At 61.8% G+C, this 22,227-nt stretch carries 13 protein-coding genes, 2 tRNA genes and 3 rRNA genes; 14 read left to right on the top strand and 4 right to left on the bottom strand.

Annotated elements, in window-relative coordinates; all coding sequences use genetic code 11:
* The first annotated feature begins 56 nt into the window (after positions 1 to 56).
* The 7 genes from K2O51_RS28445 (at position 57) to K2O51_RS28415 (ending at position 7,792) form a co-directional block, all read left to right on the top strand.
* Positions 57 to 833, top strand: coding sequence for an enoyl-CoA hydratase (locus K2O51_RS28445; protein ID WP_011299155.1), 777 nt, complete (start codon positions 57 to 59; stop codon positions 831 to 833).
* Positions 834 to 1,414: 581 nt separating this feature from the next.
* Positions 1,415 to 2,948 (top strand): 16S ribosomal RNA (locus K2O51_RS28440).
* A gap of 64 nt (positions 2,949 to 3,012) precedes the next feature.
* Positions 3,013 to 3,089, top strand: a tRNA-Ile gene (locus K2O51_RS28435).
* 11 nt (positions 3,090 to 3,100) lie between these two features.
* Positions 3,101 to 3,176, top strand: a tRNA-Ala gene (locus tag K2O51_RS28430).
* A gap of 298 nt (positions 3,177 to 3,474) precedes the next feature.
* Positions 3,475 to 6,355 (top strand): 23S ribosomal RNA (locus K2O51_RS28425).
* Between the two features lie 121 nt (positions 6,356 to 6,476).
* Positions 6,477 to 6,589: ribosomal RNA gene (gene rrf, locus K2O51_RS28420) — 5S ribosomal RNA — on the top strand.
* Together the 16S, 23S and 5S rRNA genes with 2 tRNA genes alongside form the textbook arrangement of a ribosomal RNA operon.
* A gap of 285 nt (positions 6,590 to 6,874) precedes the next feature.
* On the top strand, positions 6,875 to 7,792 hold the full coding sequence (locus tag K2O51_RS28415) for a DUF3047 domain-containing protein (RefSeq protein WP_220631080.1): 918 nt from the start codon (positions 6,875 to 6,877) through the stop codon (positions 7,790 to 7,792).
* A gap of 12 nt (positions 7,793 to 7,804) precedes the next feature.
* Here K2O51_RS28415 and K2O51_RS28410 read toward each other — a convergent pair whose 3' ends face one another.
* On the bottom strand, positions 7,805 to 8,833 hold the full coding sequence (locus tag K2O51_RS28410) for a DUF2891 domain-containing protein (RefSeq protein WP_011299153.1): 1,029 nt from the start codon (positions 8,831 to 8,833) through the stop codon (positions 7,805 to 7,807).
* A gap of 15 nt (positions 8,834 to 8,848) precedes the next feature.
* Positions 8,849 to 10,042: a M20 aminoacylase family protein gene (locus K2O51_RS28405; protein WP_011299152.1), complete on the bottom strand. Its 1,194-nt coding sequence runs from the start codon at positions 10,040 to 10,042 to the stop codon at positions 8,849 to 8,851.
* 325 nt (positions 10,043 to 10,367) lie between these two features.
* Between K2O51_RS28405 and K2O51_RS28400 the strand changes: the two genes are divergently transcribed.
* The 5 genes from K2O51_RS28400 to K2O51_RS28380 all read left to right on the top strand — a co-directional run bounded on the left by K2O51_RS28400 (position 10,368) and on the right by K2O51_RS28380 (position 16,044).
* Complete coding sequence (locus tag K2O51_RS28400; protein ID WP_011299151.1) at positions 10,368 to 11,954, top strand: ABC transporter substrate-binding protein; 1,587 nt, start codon at positions 10,368 to 10,370, stop codon at positions 11,952 to 11,954.
* Between the two features lie 125 nt (positions 11,955 to 12,079).
* Positions 12,080 to 13,057, top strand: coding sequence for an ABC transporter permease (locus K2O51_RS28395; RefSeq protein WP_220631079.1), 978 nt, complete (start codon positions 12,080 to 12,082; stop codon positions 13,055 to 13,057).
* 3 nt (positions 13,058 to 13,060) lie between these two features.
* Positions 13,061 to 13,975, top strand: coding sequence for an ABC transporter permease (locus tag K2O51_RS28390; RefSeq protein WP_011299149.1), 915 nt, complete (start codon positions 13,061 to 13,063; stop codon positions 13,973 to 13,975).
* Positions 13,976 to 13,990: 15 nt separating this feature from the next.
* Positions 13,991 to 14,989 carry an ABC transporter ATP-binding protein gene (locus K2O51_RS28385; RefSeq protein ID WP_140952399.1) on the top strand — a complete coding sequence of 333 codons (999 nt, stop codon included), beginning with the start codon at positions 13,991 to 13,993 and terminating at the stop codon, positions 14,987 to 14,989.
* The gene (locus K2O51_RS28380; RefSeq protein WP_011299147.1) at positions 14,986 to 16,044 is read left to right on the top strand and encodes an ABC transporter ATP-binding protein; all 1,059 of its coding nucleotides are present in this window, start codon (positions 14,986 to 14,988) and stop codon (positions 16,042 to 16,044) included. The genes K2O51_RS28385 and K2O51_RS28380 overlap by 4 nt, the downstream gene beginning before the upstream one ends.
* 76 nt (positions 16,045 to 16,120) lie before the next feature.
* On the opposite strand, the gene K2O51_RS28375 is transcribed toward K2O51_RS28380, so the two are convergent.
* Positions 16,121 to 17,299, bottom strand: coding sequence for an ABC transporter substrate-binding protein (locus tag K2O51_RS28375; protein ID WP_011299146.1), 1,179 nt, complete (start codon positions 17,297 to 17,299; stop codon positions 16,121 to 16,123).
* A 304-nt stretch (positions 17,300 to 17,603) separates the two neighbouring features.
* On the opposite strand from K2O51_RS28375, the gene K2O51_RS28370 reads away from it, so the two are divergent.
* Together K2O51_RS28370 and K2O51_RS28365 are read left to right on the top strand one after the other, a co-directional pair.
* Positions 17,604 to 19,715 (top strand): molybdopterin-containing oxidoreductase family protein, encoded by a 2,112-nt coding sequence (locus K2O51_RS28370; RefSeq protein ID WP_220631078.1) that lies wholly within the window; start codon positions 17,604 to 17,606, stop codon positions 19,713 to 19,715.
* Positions 19,716 to 19,722: 7 nt separating this feature from the next.
* Complete coding sequence (locus tag K2O51_RS28365) at positions 19,723 to 20,862, top strand: aminopeptidase (RefSeq protein ID WP_220631077.1); 1,140 nt, start codon at positions 19,723 to 19,725, stop codon at positions 20,860 to 20,862.
* Positions 20,863 to 20,878: 16 nt separating this feature from the next.
* Here the strand turns inward: K2O51_RS28365 and K2O51_RS28360 are convergent, their stop codons facing one another.
* Positions 20,879 to 22,171 (bottom strand): branched-chain amino acid ABC transporter substrate-binding protein, encoded by a 1,293-nt coding sequence (locus tag K2O51_RS28360; RefSeq protein WP_220631076.1) that lies wholly within the window; start codon positions 22,169 to 22,171, stop codon positions 20,879 to 20,881.
* Positions 22,172 to 22,227: the final 56 nt, after the last annotated feature.

Here is a 22,227-nt window from a genome sequence, read left to right as displayed (position 1 = left end):
ATTGCCGCGTCAACGTGGCAAACTCTCCGGCTGCATTTGCCTACAAAGGAGAAGACATGTCGTACGAAAACATCCTCGTGGAAACGCGCGGCCGCGTCGGGCTGGTCACGCTGCACCGTCCGAAGGCGCTGAATGCGCTCAATGACGCATTGATGGATGAACTGGGTGCCGCACTGACGGTGTTCGACAAGGACGAGAACATCGGTGCCATCGTTATTACCGGCAGCGAAAAGGCGTTCGCGGCCGGCGCCGATATTGGCATGATGGCCAAGTACTCGTTCATGGACGTGTACAAGGGCGACTACATTACCCGCAACTGGGAAACGATCCGCACCATCCGCAAGCCGGTGATTGCAGCCGTGGCAGGCTACGCGCTGGGCGGTGGCTCGGAACTCGCGATGATGTGCGACATCATCATTGCCGCTGAAAATGCCCGCTTCGGGCAGCCGGAAGTCAAGCTCGGCACCATGCCCGGCGCCGGCGGCACCCAGCGCATGCCGCGCGCGGTGTCCAAAGCCAAGGCCATGGACCTGTGCCTGACCGCGCGCATGATGGATGCCGCCGAAGCGGAGCGGGCCGGCCTTGTCTCGCGCGTGGTGCCGGCGGACAAGCTGCTGGATGAAGCGCTCGCAGCGGCGGAGACCATCGCCGGCTACTCGCTGCCTGTGGTCATGATGATCAAGGAATCGATCAACGCGGCCTATGAGACAACGCTCGCTGAGGGCGTGCGCTTCGAGCGCCGGCTCTTCCATGCGACGTTTGCCAGCGAAGACCAGAAGGAAGGCATGGCTGCTTTTGTCGAGAAACGCAGCCCTGACTTCAAGCATCGCTGATAACTTGATAGGGGAATACCCGAGGTTTTCTCAGGGGTATTCAGTTTCCCGGTGCTAAAAAGAACGCCGTATTCCCTTATCGATCAAAGAGTTGGGTGAATTGGATGGTGCAGGTTGCTGTGCCGTTGTGACAAAGGTGTTGCAACCCTCGGCAAACCGGCTTAATATTCGCCCCCTCGCAACACAACGCGGCGCTGCAAGGCAGGGCTGACAAGGGTTGCGGGGCGACTGGGTGGTTCGGAGCGAGAGAGTTAGCGCGACGAACCGAAGCAAAAAAAAGTGCTGACCCGGTTGACGAAACGAAGAAAGTTCTGCATAATCTCGTTTCTCTGCTGCTGACGCAGCGACGCAAACGGCAAAGCCGGTAGCGTGGCCTGAAAGGGCGGGTTCTTTAACAACCAAACAACCGATAAGTGTGGGCGCTGGGTAGCGGACGCACGAAGTCTTCGGACTTCGGAGCTTCAAAAGTTATCAGTGCTCGCACAGCAAAACGTGACTGGGTCTACGGATCTGGTCAGTCAGTTTTCTGAGAGTGAGCGACCGCTCGAAAGAGCGAGGACCTTCGGGTCCACACAGAGATTGAACTGAAGAGTTTGATCCTGGCTCAGATTGAACGCTGGCGGCATGCCTTACACATGCAAGTCGAACGGCAGCACGGGCTTCGGCCTGGTGGCGAGTGGCGAACGGGTGAGTAATACATCGGAACGTGCCCTGTCGTGGGGGATAACTAGTCGAAAGATTAGCTAATACCGCATACGACCTGAGGGTGAAAGCGGGGGACCGGTAACGGCCTCGCGCGATAGGAGCGGCCGATGTCTGATTAGCTAGTTGGTGGGGTAAGAGCCTACCAAGGCGACGATCAGTAGCTGGTCTGAGAGGACGATCAGCCACACTGGGACTGAGACACGGCCCAGACTCCTACGGGAGGCAGCAGTGGGGAATTTTGGACAATGGGGGCAACCCTGATCCAGCAATGCCGCGTGTGTGAAGAAGGCCTTCGGGTTGTAAAGCACTTTTGTCCGGAAAGAAAACCCTTGCCCTAATACGGTGGGGGGATGACGGTACCGGAAGAATAAGCACCGGCTAACTACGTGCCAGCAGCCGCGGTAATACGTAGGGTGCGAGCGTTAATCGGAATTACTGGGCGTAAAGCGTGCGCAGGCGGTTTTGTAAGACAGGCGTGAAATCCCCGGGCTTAACCTGGGAATGGCGCTTGTGACTGCAAGGCTAGAGTGTGTCAGAGGGGGGTAGAATTCCACGTGTAGCAGTGAAATGCGTAGAGATGTGGAGGAATACCGATGGCGAAGGCAGCCCCCTGGGACATGACTGACGCTCATGCACGAAAGCGTGGGGAGCAAACAGGATTAGATACCCTGGTAGTCCACGCCCTAAACGATGTCAACTAGTTGTTGGGGATTCATTTCTTCAGTAACGTAGCTAACGCGTGAAGTTGACCGCCTGGGGAGTACGGTCGCAAGATTAAAACTCAAAGGAATTGACGGGGACCCGCACAAGCGGTGGATGATGTGGATTAATTCGATGCAACGCGAAAAACCTTACCTACCCTTGACATGCCACTAACGAAGCAGAGATGCATTAGGTGCCCGAAAGGGAAAGTGGACACAGGTGCTGCATGGCTGTCGTCAGCTCGTGTCGTGAGATGTTGGGTTAAGTCCCGCAACGAGCGCAACCCTTGTCTCTAGTTGCTACGAAAGGGCACTCTAGAGAGACTGCCGGTGACAAACCGGAGGAAGGTGGGGATGACGTCAAGTCCTCATGGCCCTTATGGGTAGGGCTTCACACGTCATACAATGGTGCGTACAGAGGGTTGCCAACCCGCGAGGGGGAGCCAATCCCAGAAAACGCATCGTAGTCCGGATCGTAGTCTGCAACTCGACTACGTGAAGCTGGAATCGCTAGTAATCGCGGATCAGCATGCCGCGGTGAATACGTTCCCGGGTCTTGTACACACCGCCCGTCACACCATGGGAGTGGGTTTTGCCAGAAGTAGTTAGCCTAACCGCAAGGAGGGCGATTACCACGGCAGGGTTCATGACTGGGGTGAAGTCGTAACAAGGTAGCCGTATCGGAAGGTGCGGCTGGATCACCTCCTTTCCAGAGGCGCGCGTTCTGCGTGCTCAGTGTCCACACTTATCGGTTTGTTTGCTGTTACAGCCAAGGGTCTGTAGCTCAGGTGGTTAGAGCACCGTCTTGATAAGGCGGGGGTCGTAGGTTCAAGTCCTACCAGACCCACCAAGTTATCCGAGGGGGGATTAGCTCAGCTGGGAGAGCACCTGCTTTGCAAGCAGGGGGTCGTCGGTTCGATCCCGTCATCCTCCACCACCGCTTACGAGCGGGACGGAAGTACCTTGGTTTGGTTGGCCAAATGCAAGCGCTCTGCAGAAGAGTGTTTGCATTTGGCATTGCCAAGCGATCGCAAGATCGGCTGTTCTTTAACAATATGGGATGTAGTAAAGGTGTCGCGCGAGCGTTGATGAGACGCTCAGTTGTATAACGCGATACCGGGTTGTGATTGTATCAACCAAAGTATTTAAGTGATCGAAAGATGACTTGGAATACGGCACAAATGCGAGAACTCAACCTGTAGCGAGACGGTGTCCTTGAGACACACTTGTTATAGGGTCAAGCGAACAAGTGCATGTGGTGGATGCCTTGGCGATCACAGGCGATGAAGGACGCGGTAGCCTGCGAAAAGCTTCGGGGAGCTGGCAAACGAGCTTTGATCCGGAGATGTCCGAATGGGGAAACCCGGCCCGAATGGGTCATCCCACACTGAATTCATAGGTGTGGGAAGCGAACGCGGCGAACTGAAACATCTAAGTAGCTGCAGGAACAGAAATCAACCGAGATTCCCAAAGTAGTGGCGAACGAAATGGGAAGAGCCTTGTACTCTTTAGCAGTGTTGTTAGCAGAACGGGATGGAAAGCCCGGCCGTAGCAGGTGATAGCCCTGTATGCGAAAACAGCGTTGTGGAACTAGGTGTACGACAAGTAGGGCGGGACACGTGAAATCCTGTCTGAAGATGGGGGGACCATCCTCCAAGGCTAAATACTCGTGATCGACCGATAGTGAACCAGTACCGTGAGGGAAAGGCGAAAAGAACCCCGGGAGGGGAGTGAAATAGATCCTGAAACCGCATGCATACAAACAGTCGGAGCCTCGTAAGGGGTGACGGCGTACCTTTTGTATAATGGGTCAGCGACTTACATTCAGTGGCGAGCTTAACCGATTAGGGCAGGCGTAGCGAAAGCGAGTCCGAACAGGGCGATTAGTCGCTGGGTGTAGACCCGAAACCAGATGATCTATCCATGGCCAGGTTGAAGGTGCGGTAACACGTACTGGAGGACCGAACCCACTAACGTTGAAAAGTTAGGGGATGAGCTGTGGATAGGGGTGAAAGGCTAAACAAATCTGGAAATAGCTGGTTCTCTCCGAAAACTATTTAGGTAGTGCCTCGTGTGTCACCTTCGGGGGTAGAGCACTGTCATGGTTGGGGGGTCTATTGCTGATTACCCCGCCATAGCAAACTCCGAATACCGAAGAGTGCAATCACGGGAGACAGACATCGGGTGCTAACGTCCGGTGTCAAGAGGGAAACAACCCAGACCGCCAGCTAAGGTCCCCAAATATGGCTAAGTGGGAAACGAAGTGGGAAGGCTAAAACAGTCAGGAGGTTGGCTTAGAAGCAGCCACCCTTTAAAGAAAGCGTAATAGCTCACTGATCGAGTCGTCCTGCGCGGAAGATGTAACGGGGCTAAGCCATATACCGAAGCTGCGGACGCACAGCAATGTGCGTGGTAGGAGAGCGTTCCGTAAGCCTGTGAAGGTGTCTTGTAAAGGATGCTGGAGGTATCGGAAGTGCGAATGCTGACATGAGTAGCGATAAAGGGGGTGAAAGGCCCCCTCGCCGTAAGCCCAAGGTTTCCTACGCAACGTTCATCGGCGTAGGGTGAGTCGGCCCCTAAGGCGAGGCAGAGATGCGTAGCTGATGGGAAGCAGGTTAATATTCCTGCACCGTCGTATGATGCGATGGGGGGACGGATCGCGGAAGGTTGTCCGGGTGTTGGAAGTCCCGGTCCCTGCAGTGGAGAAGGCGCTTAGGCAAATCCGGGCGCGCAATTCAAGGCTGTGGGGCGAGTGAGCTAGGCTCGCGAAGCAATTGGAAGTGGTTCCAAGAAAAGCCTCTAAGCTTCAGTCATACGAGACCGTACCGCAAACCGACACAGGTGGGCGAGATGAGTATTCTAAGGCGCTTGAGAGAACTCGGGAGAAGGAACTCGGCAAATTGGTACCGTAACTTCGGGATAAGGTACGCCCTGGTAGCTTGACTGGCCTGCGCCAGAAGGGTGAAGGGGTTGCAATAAAATGGTGGCTGCGACTGTTTAATAAAAACACAGCACTCTGCAAACACGAAAGTGGACGTATAGGGTGTGACGCCTGCCCGGTGCCGGAAGATTAAATGATGGGGTGCAAGCTCTTGATTGAAGTCCCGGTAAACGGCGGCCGTAACTATAACGGTCCTAAGGTAGCGAAATTCCTTGTCGGGTAAGTTCCGACCTGCACGAATGGCGTAACGATGGCCACACTGTCTCCTCCCGAGACTCAGCGAAGTTGAAGTGTTTGTGATGATGCAATCTCCCCGCGGCTAGACGGAAAGACCCCATGAACCTTTACTGTAGCTTTGCATTGGACTTTGAACCGATCTGTGTAGGATAGGTGGGAGGCTTTGAAGCGTGGACGCTAGTTCACGTGGAGCCGTCCTTGAAATACCACCCTGGTTTGTTTGAGGTTCTAACCTTGGTCCGTGAATCCGGGTCGGGGACAGTGCATGGTAGGCAGTTTGACTGGGGCGGTCTCCTCCCAAAGTGTAACGGAGGAGTTCGAAGGTACGCTTGGTACGGTCGGACATCGTACCTAAAGTGCAATGGCAAAAGCGTGCTTAACTGCGAGACCGACAAGTCGAGCAGGTGCGAAAGCAGGACATAGTGATCCGGTGGTTCTGAATGGAAGGGCCATCGCTCAACGGATAAAAGGTACTCTGGGGATAACAGGCTGATACCGCCCAAGAGTTCATATCGACGGCGGTGTTTGGCACCTCGATGTCGGCTCATCTCATCCTGGGGCTGTAGCCGGTCCCAAGGGTATGGCTGTTCGCCATTTAAAGAGGTACGTGAGCTGGGTTTAAAACGTCGTGAGACAGTTTGGTCCCTATCTGCCGTGGGCGTTGGAATCTTGACGGGGGCTGCTCCTAGTACGAGAGGACCGGAGTGGACGTACCGCTGGTGTACCTGTTGTCTCGCCAGAGGCATCGCAGGGTAGCTATGTACGGAAGAGATAACCGCTGAAAGCATCTAAGCGGGAAACTCGCCTGAAGATGAGGATTCCCTGGAGGCTTGACCTCCTTGAAGGGTCGTTCGAGACCAGGACGTTGATAGGCTGGGTGTGGAAGCGCAGTAATGCGTTAAGCTAACCAGTACTAATTGCCCGTAAGGCTTGATCCTATAACCAGTGTGTTTTAGCCTGGTGAGTCAATCGCCTTGTGCCGATACAGCACAACCCAACGCTACAAAACTACATCCCGAATTGGTGAGGTTGACCGCGTCAGCCTCACAACCCCTCATGCCTGGTGACCATAGCGAGCTGGAACCACCCCTTCCCATCCCGAACAGGTCCGTGAAACAGCTCCGCGCCGATGATAGTGCGGATACCCGTGTGAAAGTAGGTCATCGCCAGGCTCTTATAATGCAGAACCCCTCAGCTCATTCGAGCTGAGGGGTTTTTGCTTTTGGGGCGCTGAAACGTTAGAAAGCGCACCCTAGCCCCGGCGCGGTGTTGTTGCGCGCTGATTCGAGGGTACCGGAGCATTCCGGGCATTCAGCGCTTCTGATATGTTCTTTCCCAAGCTTCGGCCGGGACCGAAGCGACGCAGTCTGCCGCATGCAATTTGCGGCAAGCAGTACGTAATACCAAAGCCCGATGCGAAGCAGCATTGCGGCGGATTCAGAGAGGCAGGGGGTCACATGGCGGCCAGGTGGTATCGGCTTGTTTTGACTGGCGTGGCGGTCGCGCTGACGTTGGCGGGATGCGCATCGACGCAGGTCAGTCCGCCATCGGATCCGTCGAAGATGGCTGCGGCCTCCGCCATCGATTGCAAGGTCTTCGCGGCCCGTGTCGCGTCTCAGAAAAGCCATCCCGCTGATGACCCGGTGTCCGATGCAGTGACCGTCGCCAACGATCAAGCTATCGAGGCGGAAGCTGGCGACGACGGGGATACAGCACCGGCGCCGCTCCTGGCGCACCTTCCCAGATTCTCCGCTGCGTCCTTGAAGAGCCGCCTGCCAGTCGGGTGGCAGCCATGGACGATCAACCGGAACAAGACGCCGACGCGTTACACGCTCGCGGAAGTGGACGAACGCGTCGTCGTCCACGCCCAGGCCGACAGCTCGGCCTCAGGCCTCTACGTGCCCTTGCGTGACCGCGATGCGGGTGTGCTGCGCTGGACGTGGAAGACCAATGGCATTATCCGCAATGCTGACAACGGCCAGGGGCAGCGTGAAGATGCCCCGTTACGCCTGTTTGTCGCATTCGATGGCGACAAGGGCAGTCTGTCGCTCAAGGATCAACTGATGTACGAGATGGCCCGCCTGACAACGGGCCGCGAGATGCCGTACGCAACCCTGATGTATATCTGGGGGGGCAAGCGGGCGGAAGGCACCGTGCTGTCGAATCCGCATACCGATCGAGTGCGCATGATCGTGGTAGATGCCGGCACGAAGCACACCAATGAGTGGCGTTGCCACGAGAGGGATCTGCGTGCCGACTACCGTAAGGCCTTCGGCACTGACCCGGGCCAGGTCATCGCCGTTGGCATCATGACCGATACAGACAATACACGGAGCACGGCAGAGTCCTGGTACGGCGACATCGCCCTGGACTGATCGTCGCCTCCGTTACAGGCCCCCCACGGGCTCGCTGAGCGCCAGCACGGCGAACGACGCAAGCCAGTGCCTTGCGACATAGTCGCCTTGCACGGCCTGCGGCAGTGACGCTTCAATATGGTCCGACCACGCGCGCACAGCGAGCGGACGCAGCTCCTCGGGCAATGCGGGCTCCAGCATGCGCCAGCACCACGCACGTGACAGGTTGAGTCCGTCGAGGTGCGTCATCTTCGGATCGCTGCGGTCCGCGACGGCAACCGGCGTGAGCCAGTTGGCCAGTTCCGTGCGTGTCGGGGCAAACAATTCCCACCATTCCGAAAAGGCACATCCGTCCATGACGGCGTGCATCAGGACCGCCTCCGTCAGTCCGCCCGACAGGAATTCGTCGCCGCCCGGCTCATAACGCGCAGGATAGCGCTGATCGTGGCCGAACCAGCGGTGCGCGCGACGGACAATTGCGCGGCGCAGTGCGTGATGCTGATCCGTGCGCGCATAGCTCAACGCCATGACCAGCGCGAACGCGCTGTTGAAGTGCGTGCCGGTGCGGACGGGGAAGTCCGCCACATCCAGATAGTCGATGAGTTGCTGGGCAAGGTGGCGCGCTAGCGGTGCACAGCTTTCGGCCCATCGGGCGATCTGCGCATCGTGTGTGCCAGCTGCCTGCAGTTCAGCCTGCAGCCGCAGCAGCCAGGCCCAGCCATAAGGCCGTTCGAACGTGCGCGACGCCGGTTGCTGGAAGTACGCCAGTTCGGTGCCGATCGACTCGGGCTGGAACTGCCGTTCGAGCATGGCCCGGATCCGCGGTGAATCGTTCAAGTCCGGGCAGAGCAAGAGCAGGCGCACCAGCAGCCAGTGCATGTGCACGCTAGAGTGCCAGTCATAGCTGCCGCAGAACACGGGATGCAGCAACGCGGGATCGAGCGGCTCGTCCGGCCGCGTCAGCATGTGGTCCAGCTTGTACGGGTAGCGGCGCCCGATGTTCTCAAGCGCTACGCGCGCAAATCCATCTGCGATGTCCAGGTCCAATGCGATGCGAGCCATGGCTGTCGTGCTCGCTCAGGCCCGGGGCAGCCACTTCTCCACCAGCTTCACAAAGAATGTCGATCCGACAGGCAGCAGTTCGTCGTTGAAGTCGTAGCTAGGGTTGTGCAGCATGCACGGCCCCATGCCGTGGCCGGATTCGCGATGCGCGCCGTCGCCATTGCCGATGAACAGGTAGCAGCCGGGCTTTTCCTGCAGCATGAACGAGAAATCCTCGGCGCCCATCGTCGGCTCGACATCGGCATTGACGTTGTCTAAACCGACCAGTTCGGCCGCCACGCCGGCGGCAAACTCTGCCTCGGCGGCGCTATTGATTGTCGGCGGATAGTTGCGGTGAAACTCGTAGTCGACCGTGCAATCGAAGGCCGATGCCACGGCACGCGCGACTTCCTCCATGCGCCGCTCGATCAGGTCGAGCACGGGCACCGTAAAGGTACGCACCGTGCCGCCGATCCACGCCTGGTCCGGCACGATATTGGTCGCGTCGCCGGCATGGAACTGCGTGACCGAGATCACGGCCGTGTCGATCGGCCGCTTGTTGCGCGTGATGATGCCCTGCAATGCCGACACGATCTGTGCGGCGGTGAACACCGGATCGCTGCCGTTGTTGGGCATGGCTGCGTGCGCGCCCTTGCCGCGCACGACAATGCGAAATTCATTGCTCGATGCCATCAGCGGGCCGGCGCGCGTACCGAATGCGCCGACCGGCATGCCAGGCCAATTGTGCATGCCGAACACCGCATCGCACGGGAAGCGCTCGAACAGGCCATCCTTGATCATCTCGCGCGCGCCGCCACCGCCTTCTTCGGCCGGCTGGAAGATCAGGTTGATAGTTCCGTCGAAGTTGCGATGCTCGGCCAGATAGCGCGCCGCGCCCAGCAGCATCGCAGTGTGGCCGTCGTGGCCGCACGCGTGCATGCGGCCATCATGCTGCGAGCGATGGCCGAACGTGTTGGCTTCCTGCAGCGGCAGCGCGTCCATGTCGGCGCGCAGGCCAATGCTGCGTGCGCTGTTGCCCTGGCGGATCACGCCGACCAGGCCTGTCTTGCCGAGTCCGCGATGGACTTCGATGCCCCAGGATTCCAGGTTGCTCGCCACCACGTCGGCGGTGCGTTGTTCCTGGAAACACAACTCGGGATGCGCATGGATGTCGCGTCGGATCGTGCGGATGTCGGCTTGCGCCTGCAGGATTTCGGGAATGAGCTTCATGGTGCCGGAGACCCTACGACTGTCGATGGATACCGCGATCATACGACGCCGGCCCGCAAAGCGCCAAAGCGGGCCGATTCCAAGCCTTCGCCAAATTGTATGGACATCTGCGCGATGCCGCGGTGCAAGACGAGTGGGTGGGTTTCCCCCAATGCCAGCTTTCACCGGCTGCTGGAACAGTTCATGCTTGAAGTGCCCGGCCGGCAATACCGTCGCATCCCTGATGCCTGACCGCACCAAAATGCAGCGCTCTTTCGTGTGATGCTGCGGCGCGTCCATTGCCGATCCTAACGTCTGCTTCATCTGTTCCTGGGAGAATTGCGCGATGTCCCTTCGCACAATCAAGAAGGCATTTGGTGCTGTCGCGGTAGCCGGGGCCATGAGCCTTGTGCTGGCCGGCGCGGCACAGGCCGCTGACCTCAAGCTTGCCATGAGTTCGCCGCCGACCTCGATGGATCCGCACTTCTACAATCTGTTTTCGAACATCAACGTGTCTGAACACGTGTTCGAGACGATGATCAAGATGGACCCCGACAGCCGCATCATTCCCGGCCTCGCGGAGTCGTGGAAGATGATCAACAACCTGACCTGGGAATTCAAGATCCGCAAGGGCGTGAAGTTCCATGACGGCTCCGAGCTGACCACCGAGGACATCGTCTGGTCGCTGGACCGGCCGGCCACCATTCAGAACAGTCCCGGCAAGTTCGACGTCTACACCAAGGCGATCATCAACAAGAAGGTGATCGACAAGTACACCATCCAGCTCACTACCAACCAGCCGTATCCGCTGATGCTGAACGACCTCACGTCGATCTTCGTCGTGCAGAAGAAGGCCACGCAAGGGTTGAGTTCGGATGACTTCGCCCAGGGCAAGGGCATGATCGGCACCGGCCCGTTCAAGTTCGTGAGCTACGCGCGCGACGACCGGGTCGAACTGGTGCGCAATCCCGATTACTGGGGCCCGAAGCCCGCGTGGGACAAGGTGACGCTGCGCTTCATTCCCAATCCGGCCACGCGCCTCGCGGCGCTGCTGTCCGGTGATGTGCAGGCGATCGAGAACGTGCCGACGCCGGATCTGCCGAAGGTGCGCAACGATCCCAAGTTGTCGTTCTTCTCCAAGATTTCGCACCGCGTGATCTACCTGTACTTCGATGCCAAGCGTGACAAGTCGCCGTACGTCACGACCAAGGAAGGTCAGCCGATGGACAAGAACCCGCTGAAGGATGCGCGCGTGCGCAATGCCATCAGCATGGCCATCAACCGGCAGGGCATCAAGGACCGACTGATGGAAGGCCTGTCCGAGCCGACCAACAATCTCGTGCCGCCCACGCTGTTCGGTTATAACCCGAACCTCAAGACGGTCAAGTACGATCCCGAGGGCGCGAAGAAGCTGCTCGCGGAAGCGGGGTATCCGAATGGCTTTGGCGTGACGCTGCACACGCCTAACAACCGCTACGTCAACGACGAGAAGATTGCGCAGACCATCGCGCAGAACCTCACGCGCGTCGGCATCGCGACGAAGGTGGAAGGCATGCCGATGGCGACGTATTCGTCCAAGGGCATCAAGCACGAATGGTCGTTCGGCTTGCTCGGCTGGGGCGCACAGACCGGAGAAGTCAGCTCGCCGCTGCGCGCGCTGCTGGCGTGCGAGGACAGCAAGAAGGGCTTCGGCACCACTAACTGGGGCGAATATTGCAATCCGAAGATGGATGTGGTGCTGGAGAAGGCGCTGGCCACGGTCGATGACAACGAGCGTTCCAAGCTGCTGCAGGAAGCCACTGCCATTGCTATCAACGACGGCGGTATCATCCCGATCCACCAGCAGGTGACCACCTGGGCCACGCAGAAGGGTATCGTCTATATTCCGCGCACCGACGAACGCACCTATGCGCACAACTTCAAGCCGCAGTAAGCGGCGCCATTCGGTCGCCTGCGGGTAGTGCTCGCGGCAACGTACACCATGCGGGCCGTGCCTGGGACGGGCGCGGGGCTGGCCCGGCGCGACCCGCAGCGGTGTGCGAAAGGAAGTGGTTCAATATGCTGGTTTTCATCATCCGGCGGCTGATGCAGAGCGTGGTTGTGCTCTTCATCATGTCGCTGCTCGTCTTTCTCGGCGTCTTCGCCATCGGCAACCCGGTCGACATCCTGATCAATCCGCAAGCGGATCAGGAGGACATCCGGCGCACCATTGCCGCGCTCGGGCTCGACAAACCGCTGTGGGAGCAGTATCTGGTCTTCTTGCAGAACGCCTTGCACGGCAAGCTGGGGATCTCGTTCGCTCATGGCACGCCCGCGCTCAAGCTGATCTTCGAGCGCATGCCTGCGACGCTTGAGCTGGCCGTATGCGCGATCCTGCTGGCCATTGTTCTGGGCATTCCGCTGGGGCTTTGGGCAGGCCTGCGCCCGAATGGCATCGCCGGCAAGTCGATCATGACGGTATCGATTCTCGGCTTTTCGCTACCGACGTTCTGGGTCGGGCTGATGCTGATCATGGTGTTCGCGGTGCAGCTCGGCTGGCTGCCTTCGAACGGACGCGGCGAGACCGTGCGCGTGCTTGGCGTGCCGCTGAGCTTCCTGACCGTCGATGGCATCCGCCACCTGATCCTGCCGGCGGTGACGCTGTCGCTGCTCAATATCGCGATGGTGATTCGCCTGACGCGCGCGGGTACGCAGGAGGCGATGCTGCAGGATTACGTGAAGTTTGCCCGTGCAAAGGGACTGTCCAATACGCGCATCGTCGGCGTGCATGTGCTCAAGAACATCATGATCCCGATCGTGACGGTGATCGCACTGCAGTTCGGCTCTATCATCGCGTTCGCGATCGTGACCGAATCGATCTTCGCGTGGCCCGGCATGGGCAAGCTGATCATCGATTCGATCCAGCTGCTCGACCGGCCCGTCATCGTTGCGTACCTGATGGTGATCGTGACGCTGTTCATCCTGATCAATCTGGCGGTGGACATCCTCTACAGCGTGCTCGATCCGCGCGTGCGCATTGCCGACAACAAGGGCTGAGCCATGACTGCCGTAACCGCAGACAAACCGAAAGCCGCGCACGAGCAGACGCCGTTCCGCCGCTTCGCTGCCGAATTCCTGTCCAGCAAGATTGCCGTGGCCGGGCTGATCACGCTGATCACAGTGATCCTGATCGCGATCTTCGCGCCATGGTTGGCGCCGCAGAATCCGTATGACCTTGCCACGCTCGACGTGCTCGACGCACGCCTCGCGCCCGGCGAGCAGGCCGGCAACGGCATGACGTTCGTGCTGGGCTCCGACGAGCAGGGGCGCGACATTCTGTCCGCGGTCATGTACGGGCTGCGCATCAGCATAGGCGTAGGTGTGGTCAGCACGGTCATCGCGCTGATACTGGGCGCGACGCTGGGCCTGTTGGCTGGCTTCCTCGGCGGACGTACCGAAGCGTTCATCATGCGCGTCGCCGACCTGCAGCTCTCGTTCCCGCCAATCCTGCTCGCGCTGATCCTGCTGGCCTTTCTGCGGCCGGGCATCGGCAACATCGTGATCGCGCTCGTGGCGGTGCAATGGGCCTACTATGCGCGCACCACGCGCAGCGCAGCACTCGTAGAACGCCGCAAGGAATACATCGAAGCCGCGACATGCCTCGGCCTGCCGCCGGGCCGCATCATGTTCCGACATCTGCTGCCAAACTGCCTGCCGCCGCTGATCGTGATCGCGGCGCTGCAGGTGGCATCGGCCATCACGCTCGAAGCGACGCTGTCATTCCTCGGGCTCGGCGTGCCGATCACCGAGCCGTCGCTCGGTTCGCTGATTTCCAATGGCCAGCAGTACATGCTGTCCGGCAAGTACTGGATCAGCTTCTTCCCGGGCATTGCGCTCGTCATCACCATCGTGGCCATGAATCTGGTGGCCGACCAGTTGCGCGACGTGCTGAACCCGCGCCTGCAGACGCAATAGGGAGGGGAGGGCAACATGGCACAACCTACCCTGGTGGTGGAACACCTCAAGACGCAGTTCTTCACGCGCGGCGGCATCGCCAAAGCGGTCGACGACGTGTCGTTCACGGTCGGCCGCGGCGAGATCATGGGCCTGGTCGGCGAATCGGGCTCCGGCAAGTCGATGACGGGCTATTCGATCATGGGCCTGATCGATCCGCCCGGCAAAGTCGTGGACGGTCGCATCGCGCTGACCAGCCGCGACGGCGTCACGCGCGACCTGCGCGCGCTCACGCCGGCACAGCAGCGCGATGTGCGCGGCAACCGCATCGCGATGATCTTCCAGGACCCGATGATGACGCTGAACCCGGTCCTGCGCATCGACACGCAGATGATCGAGGCGGTGATGGCGCATGACAATGTCAGCAAGCCTGCGGCGCGCGAGCGGGCGCGCAATGCGCTCGCTCGCGTGGGCATCCCGTCGCCGGACGAACGACTGCTCGCCTATCCGCACCAGTTCTCGGGCGGCATGCGCCAGCGCGTGGCGATCGCCATTGCGCTGCTGAACAAGCCTGACCTGATCATCGCCGATGAGCCGACCACGGCGCTGGATGTGACCATCCAGGGCCAGATCCTGTACGAGATGCAGACGCTGTGCCGCGAATCGGGCACGGCGCTGATCTGGATCACGCATGATCTGTCGGTGGTCGCGGGACTGGCCGACTCGGTCTGCGTGATGTATGCGGGCAAGATCGTCGAGTCGGGTGATGTGCGGCAGGTTCTCGAGCGCCCCGAGCATCCGTACACGCACGGGCTGATCAGCTCGGCGCCTTCGCGCAATCCGCGCGGCGCGCCATTGAAGCAGATTCCCGGCATGACGCCGTCGCTGCTGAACTTGCCCGGTGGTTGCTCGTTCCGCGAGCGCTGTCCCAACGCCACCGAGGTGTGCAGAACGGACCCGCCGCTGGAGACCGCGCCCGACGGCAGGCGGCTGCGTTGCTTCCATCCGATGCTGACACAGCAGGAGGCGGCATGAGCGAAACGGACCTCGATATGCCAGCCATGATAGAAGGGACTTCGCAGCCCGTTACGCCACCAGCGCCGCTGCTGGAGTTGCGCGGCGTTTCCAAGCGCTTCGTCAAATCGCTTGATACGGCGGCGCGCATCGCAAACCTGTTCGGTGCACATGCGCGCGAAGAGGTGGTGCATGCGGTCGACCGCGTTGACCTGAGCATCCGTACGGGCGAGGTGGTGGGGCTCGTGGGCGAGTCGGGCTGCGGCAAATCCACGCTCGGCCGCATGGCTGTGGGCCTGCATACGCTGAGCGAGGGCGAGCGGTTCTGGCGCGGTACTAACCTCGATCACCTGCCGCTCGAGAAGCGCCGCGAGAAGCAGCTCGCGATCCAGATGATCTTCCAGGACCCGTATGCCTCGCTCAATCCGCGGCTGCGCGTGATCGACATCGTCGGCGAGGCGCCGGTCGTGCACGGCATGATCGCGCGCGGCGAGCAGAAGGCCTATGTGGAAGACATGCTCGTGCGTGTGGGGATGGATCCGACCGTGCTGCGCCGCTTCCCGCACCAGTTCTCAGGTGGCCAGCGCGCGCGCATCGGCATTGCCCGCGCGCTGGCGGTGAAGCCAGAGTTCCTCGTGTGCGATGAATCGGTCGCGGCGCTCGACGTATCGATCCAGGCCCAGGTGCTGAACCTGTTCATGGGGCTGCGCCAGGAACTGAACCTGACCTACCTGTTCATCAGCCACGACCTCGGGGTGGTCAAGCACATCAGCGACCGCGTGGTGATCATGTACCTGGGGCGCGTGGTGGAGTCGGCGCCGACCGAGCAGGTATTCGCTGCACCGAACCATCCCTATACGCAGGCCTTGCTGGCCGAGGCGCCGAAGCTCGAAGTCGGCAAAAAGACCTATGTGGCGATCCGTGGCGAGATCCCGTCGCCATTGAATCCGCCGACGGGCTGCCACTTCCATCCGCGCTGCCCGCATGCGATGCCGCGTTGCACGACCGAACAGCCGCTGTTGAAGGAGATCGCGCCGGGCAGGCTATCGGCGTGTCACCTGAACGATATGGCGTAGATCGATCCAGCGATCCTCTTGTTTTCTCCCTCTCCCATTAAGGGGGGAGGGAGAAAGCCGCGTGATTCGCAGCCACTCAGCGAATCACCTGCCCCTTCGAGTTGATGATCGTCATCTCCACGAACTTCGACCCGACATGGTTTTCGGGCGTGAAGTTGACGATGAATCCGCCCAGATCGAAATTGTGCATGCCTTCCAGCGCCGCAACGAGCCGTTCGCGCGTCAGGTCCTTGCCGGCGCGGCGCAGGCCCTCCGTAAAAGCCTTCGCGGCGACAAAGCCCTCGATGCCGACGTAGTCGAAATCGTCCGGCTTGCCCGTGGCCTGCAACAGCCGCAGGTATTCACGCACGACCGGCAGTGTGGCGTTGCCCGGATGCGGCATGACCTGAGAGATGATCACGCCGCTGCCACGCGGGCCGAGTTCGCGCGCGAGCGCCTGCGTGCCCACATAGGACACGTTGTAGAACTGGCCGTTGTAGCCCCGGCGTAGCGCTTCCTTCACGAAGGCGCCGGCCGTGCGGTAGGCGCTGATCAGCACGACCGCGTCGGGCTGGGCTTTCATCGTGCCCTGCATGGCGTCGCCGATTTCCGCGGTATTGCGGACCACGGATTCGCGCGCAACGATCTGCACGCTGTTGTCCGCTGACGATTGCAGTGCGCGGGCCAGGCCCTCCAGCCCGGCCTTGCCGTAGGCGTCGTCGTTGTACACCACGGCGACGCGCTTGAGCCCGGTGGTGCGGATCTGCCGAACGATGGCGGCGGTTTCCTCGTTGAAGCCGGCTCGCACGTGGAAGATGTTGCGCAGGCGCGGATCGCGCAGCGATTGCGCGCCGGAGTAGGGCGCAAAGAACGGCACACCGGCCTGGGTGGCAATCGGCAGCGACGCCTCGGCGTTGTCAGTGCCGACATAGCCAAACAGCGCGAACACGCGGTTCTCGCCGATCAGCTTGCGCGTGTTGGCCGCCGCGGTTTCGGGCTCGTTGTAGTCCTCCAGCGTCTGCAACTCGATCCGGCGGCCGTAGATGCCGCCCTGGCGGTTGACGGACTCGAAGTACAGGCGCGCGCCGGCGCCCATCTGCTTGCCCAGTGCCGCCGTCTGCCCGCTCAGCGCAGCCGACTGGCCCAGCACGATCGCGTCGGCCGTCACGCCGGTTTCCGCTGCGACGGCGGCGCCCGCAGCGCCGCAAAAGCCGATGGCGCATGCCACCAGCAGGCCGGCGAAACGCCTGGCCTTGACCCCGTTCAGATCAGACATGAAACCCCGCAAGAAAAGTCAGGTTGGATACCCATGCGCCACCCGGGCCGGTCTGCGCCGACGTCGGTTCCCCGTTGGCCCGCATGCGCTGGCCGCGAGCCGGTTCAGGCCGCGGGACGCGGGCGGGACAACGAGGCCTTTCCGGCCAGGACCGGAACGCGCCGCTGCATCATAATCGAATACAATCCGACCAGAAACCGTCCTGTCCGCCGTGGTTTTCCCGGTAGTGACAGGCATCCGGCCCATCCCCCTGGCCATTCGCCCCGATCGCACCCAGCCGCCTTCCTGCCCGCCCGGAGATTCCATGGCTTCCCGCATTGTCCGCGCCGCCTGCCCGCATGATTGCCCCGACACCTGTGCCTTGCTCGTCACCGTCGAGGACGGCCGCGCCATCAAGGTCAACGGAGACCCGGATCACCCGGGCACGCAGGGCGTGCTGTGCACCAAGGTGTCGCGCTATACCGAGCGCACCTATCACCCTGACCGCCTGTTGACGCCGATGCGCCGCGTCGGGCGCAAGGGCGAGGGCAAGTTCGAGCCGATTTCCTGGGACGAAGCACTTGACGAAGTCGCCACGCGGCTCAATGCCATTGCCGTGCGCGATCCGCAGGCGATCGTGCCGTACAGCTACGCCGGCACCATGGGGCTGGTGCAGGGCGAGAGCATGGCCGCGCGCTTCTTCCACAAGCTCGGCGCCTCGCTGCTCGACCGCACGATCTGCGCGAGTGCCGGCGCCACGGCGCTGCGCTACACCTATGGCGCGAGCGTCGGCATGGACATGGAAAACGTCGTCGATGCGAAGCTCGTGATCATCTGGGGCGGCAACCCGATCGCCTCGAACCTGCACTTCTGGACGCGCGCGCAGGAGGCCAAGCGCCGCGGCGCGACGCTGGTGGCGATCGACCCGTACCGCTCGCTGACCGCCGAGAAGTGCCACCACCATATTGCGCCGATGCCGGGCACGGACGGCGCGCTGGCGCTGGCCATCATGCACGTGCTGATCCGCGACGACCTGCTCGACCACGACTACATCGCGCAGCACACGCTCGGCTTCGACGCGCTGCGCGAGCGCGCGCAAGCGTATTCGCCAGCCCGCGCCGCGGAAATCTGCGGGATTCCGGTGGAGGACATTGAATGGCTGGCCGGCCTCTACGGCATGCTGGCGGTACGTGAGCGCCAGCCGGTGGCGATCCGCCTGAACTACGGCATGCAGCGCGTGCACGGTGGCGGGCAGGCGGTGCGCGCGGTCGCGTGCCTGCCTTCGCTGGTTGGTGCGTGGCGGCATCCGGCGGGCGGGCTTCAGCTCTCGACGTCGGGATTCTTCCCGGTCAACGACCGGGCCTTGCAGCGGCCTGACCTGCTGCCAGCCGGCCGGCTGCCGCGCACGGTCAACATGAGCACGATCGGCGACGCGCTGCTGGACGTGGGGGCGCCGGGCAAGCCGCGCCTCGAAGCCGTGGTGGTCTACAACAGCAACCCGGTGGCCGTGGCGCCGCAATCGGGCAAGGTGGCCGAGGGCTTTGCGCGCGAGGACCTGTTCACGGTCGTGCTGGAGCAGTTCCGCACCGATACGGCGGACTACGCCGACATCCTGCTGCCGGCCACCACGCAGCTCGAACACGTGGATGTGCACAAGGCCTACGGGCACACATACTTCCTCGCCAACAACGCCGCCATCGAGCCGATGGGCCAGGCCTTGCCGAACACCGAGATCTTCCGCCGCCTGGCGCAGCGCATGGGCTTCAGTGATCCCTGTTTTGCCGACAGCGATGAGCAGATCGCCGCGCAGGCCATTGTCCCGGGCGACCAGCGCGCACAGGGCATCACGTGGGAATCGCTGAAGGAGAAGGGCTGGCAGAAGCTGTCGCTGCCGAGCGCGCCGTTCGCGCACGGCGGTTTTCCGACTGCGTCCGGCAAGTGCGAGTTCTATTCCGAAGCCATGCGTAGCGCGGGCCTCGATCCGGTGCCGGACTATGTAGCGCCGTACGAGGCACCTTCGTCCGCACCGGAACTGGCTGGCAAGTATCCACTGGCGATGATCTCGCCGCCCGCGCGCAACTTCCTGAACAGCTCCTTTGTCAACGTCGACAGCCTGCGCGCGACCGAGGGCGAGCCGCACCTGGACATCCACCCCGCCGATGCGGATGCGCGCGGCATTGCCAACGGCGCCCTGGTGCGCGCGTTCAACGACCGCGGCAGCATGCTCGCGCGCGCACGGGTGACCGACCGTGCGCGGCGCGGGCTGGTGGTGGGCCTGTCGATCTGGTGGAAAAAACTGGCGCCGGACGGCAAGAACGCCAACGAGCTGACCAGCCAGCGCCTGACGGATCTGGGCCGCGCGCCCGTGTTCTACGATTGCCTGGTCGAGGTGGAGGCATGGCAGGAAGTCGGCGAGGCAGCGGCGGCTGCCTCATGATGCAGTGATGGACTGGAAAAAGGTTCGCCGGCGGACGGCGGGCATCCTTGCAGCGGCGGGGCTGACGCTGGCGGTGGCCGGCTGTGACACGCTCGGCTATTACTACCAGTCCATCGGCGGCCATCTTGGCGTGATGGCGCAGGCGCAGGCGCTCGACGATGCCATTGCCCGCGCACAGGCGTCCAACGACACGCGCCTTGCTCAGCGCCTGGGGCTCGCGCGCCAGATCCGGGACTATGCCTCGCGCGAGTTGAAGCTGCCCGACAACGGCAGCTACCGCCGCTATGCCAACCTCCATCGGCCCTATGTCGTGTGGAGCGTGTTCGCGACGCCGGAATTGTCGATGGCGCTGCACAAGTGGTGCTTCCCGATCGTCGGCTGCATCAGCTACCGCGGCTATTACGCGCAGGGCGATGCCGAACAATATGCCGCCGGCCTGCGCCGCGAGGGCCTGGAAACCTATGTGGCCGGTATCCCGGCCTATTCCACGCTCGGCTATTTTGACGATCCGCTGCTGAACACCTTCCTGTACCTGCCAGAAGGGGAGCTGGCGCGGATGATCTTCCACGAACTGGCGCACCAGGTCGTGTACGTGCGCAACGACACGCCCTTCAACGAGTCCTTCGCGACCGCAGTCGAAATGGCCGGCGTCGAGCGCTGGCTTCGCGACGAGGCGTCCGAGGATGCTCGCGCGAGTTACCGGCAGTACGACAACCGGCGCAAGCAGTTCCGGGCCCTGCTGCTCGATACGCGCGACCGGCTCGACGCCATGTACCGTTCGGGCGCCGACGATGACGCCAAGCGCCGCGGCAAGAACGAGATCTTTGACAGCCTGCGGCACCGGTACGCCGCGTTGCGTACGGAGTGGGGCGGCTACAGCGGCTACGACCGCTGGTTCGACCAGCCGTTGACCAATGCGCACCTGGCCGCCGTGGCGACGTACCAGCAATGGGTGCCCGCGTTCTCCGCACTGCTCGACAGCGTGGGCGGCGACTGGACGCGGTTCTATGCCGAAGTGCAGCGCATCGGCGACCTGCCGGAAGCCGAGCGCCACGCCGCGCTGAGCAAGCTGGCCCCGCCGGCGGTGAACACGGGTACGCTAAACGCCGAAGATCACTCATCGGGCGTGGGCAAGTTCGGCCACTGACCGGACACGGGCCAAATCAGACGCCGGTAGGCCGCTTCATGTGGCAGGCGGACGGCAAGTCGAGTGCCTGTGCCGGCGTCACGCTGTTCAGGCGGAAGCCGTACTGCGTGCCTTCGGCGCCGACCTTGACGGTCTTGCCGTCCACAGGCGCCACGGTCGACACCACCTGCGGCAGCAGTAGCTGATGATCGCTCTTGCGCATCGTGACCTCGCCCAGCGCCGTCTTCATCTTCATGCCTTCGAGTGCCATCGCGATTTTCGTCGGCTCATCGGTGCCAGCGCGGCGTATCGCCTCGGTCACGAGCTGCACCGACACCAGCACGCGCGGCGTAAAGTATTCGCCGGCGGCGGTCTGCTTCACGCGCGCCGCGAGCGCGGACAGTGCCGGATCTTCCGTATTGGGCAGCCATTCCGACACCCATGTGAGCTTGCCGCTTTTCGCCTGCGACACCGCCAGCACCGTACCGGGCGCGCCGCCGCCGCTGTGGTTCAGGTAGCGCGGGTCATAGCCGATGTCGCCGGCGGCCTTGATCAGCAGGCTCAGGTCCTGGCCCCAGTTGCCCGTGACGATGGTGTCGGCGCCACTCGCCTTGATCTTGCTGACATAGGGTGCGAAGTCCTTGACCTTGCCGAGCGGGTGCAGCGTGGCGCCGACGAACTGCGTGTCCGGACGCGCAGTGGCGATCATCTGCTGGCCCAGCGCCGCCCATACCCGCCCGTGCGCATAGTCCTGGTTCAGCAAGTAAAGCTTGTGGATGTCCTTCTGCTCGCGCGTGAAGTCCGCCAGCGCGCGCATCTTCATGGACGTGTTGGCCTCAGTCGCGAAATGCCAGAAGCTGCAGCGCGCGCCGGTCAGGTCCGGATCGATCGACGCGTAGTTGACGATCAGGATGCGTCGATCGGGGTTGCGCTCGTTGTGGCGCGTGGCGGCTTCGACCAGTGCCGTGACCACCGAAGAACCCGATCCGCCCGTGAACACGACCTTTACCCCGGCATCGATCGCACTTTGCAGCGCCGACAGACTATCCTGCGCGGACAGCTTGTTGTCGTAGCTCGTCAGCTCATACTTGCGGCCGAGTACGCCGCCCTGCGCATTGGCATCGTCGATCGCGAACTTCAGGTTGGCCTGGAAGATCTCGCCGACATTGGCCAGCGGACCGGAGAGCTGGTCGATAAACGCGACTTTGATTGGCGCGTCCTGAGCCGCGGCCAATGCTGGCAGCAGGGCCAAGGCCGTGGTGGCCAGCAGGCGGGCCAGGGGACGCTTGCGCGCGCCGGTTGATCTGTGCGTTGACGGGGTGGACTGCATCAGGTGTCTCCTCCTGTGTCGATGAAGAATCCGGGTGGCGCCGTGTTCCCGGCGCG

The sequence above is a fragment of the Cupriavidus pinatubonensis genome (assembly GCF_019602855.1).
In the GTDB taxonomy this organism is placed as follows: domain Bacteria; phylum Pseudomonadota; class Gammaproteobacteria; order Burkholderiales; family Burkholderiaceae; genus Cupriavidus; species Cupriavidus pinatubonensis.
The sequence above is the reverse complement of the archived record's forward strand: the minus strand, read 5'-3'. Positions and strand labels throughout refer to the sequence as shown.

Excerpts from the sequence above, each read along its gene's own strand:
- K2O51_RS28445 (WP_011299155.1), top strand. The coding sequence starts at position 57 with ATGTCGTACGAAAACATCCTCGTGGAAACGCGCGGCCGCGTCGGGCTG.
- K2O51_RS28415 (WP_220631080.1), top strand. The coding sequence starts at position 6,875 with ATGGCGGCCAGGTGGTATCGGCTTGTTTTGACTGGCGTGGCGGTCGCG.
- K2O51_RS28410 (WP_011299153.1), bottom strand. The coding sequence starts at position 8,833 with ATGGCTCGCATCGCATTGGACCTGGACATCGCAGATGGATTTGCGCGC.
- K2O51_RS28405 (WP_011299152.1), bottom strand. The coding sequence starts at position 10,042 with ATGAAGCTCATTCCCGAAATCCTGCAGGCGCAAGCCGACATCCGCACG.
- K2O51_RS28400 (WP_011299151.1), top strand. The coding sequence starts at position 10,368 with ATGTCCCTTCGCACAATCAAGAAGGCATTTGGTGCTGTCGCGGTAGCC.
- K2O51_RS28395 (WP_220631079.1), top strand. The coding sequence starts at position 12,080 with ATGCTGGTTTTCATCATCCGGCGGCTGATGCAGAGCGTGGTTGTGCTC.
- K2O51_RS28390 (WP_011299149.1), top strand. The coding sequence starts at position 13,061 with ATGACTGCCGTAACCGCAGACAAACCGAAAGCCGCGCACGAGCAGACG.
- K2O51_RS28385 (WP_140952399.1), top strand. The coding sequence starts at position 13,991 with ATGGCACAACCTACCCTGGTGGTGGAACACCTCAAGACGCAGTTCTTC.
- K2O51_RS28380 (WP_011299147.1), top strand. The coding sequence starts at position 14,986 with ATGAGCGAAACGGACCTCGATATGCCAGCCATGATAGAAGGGACTTCG.
- K2O51_RS28375 (WP_011299146.1), bottom strand. The coding sequence starts at position 17,299 with ATGTCTGATCTGAACGGGGTCAAGGCCAGGCGTTTCGCCGGCCTGCTG.
- K2O51_RS28370 (WP_220631078.1), top strand. The coding sequence starts at position 17,604 with ATGGCTTCCCGCATTGTCCGCGCCGCCTGCCCGCATGATTGCCCCGAC.
- K2O51_RS28365 (WP_220631077.1), top strand. The coding sequence starts at position 19,723 with ATGGACTGGAAAAAGGTTCGCCGGCGGACGGCGGGCATCCTTGCAGCG.
- K2O51_RS28360 (WP_220631076.1), bottom strand. The coding sequence starts at position 22,171 with ATGCAGTCCACCCCGTCAACGCACAGATCAACCGGCGCGCGCAAGCGT.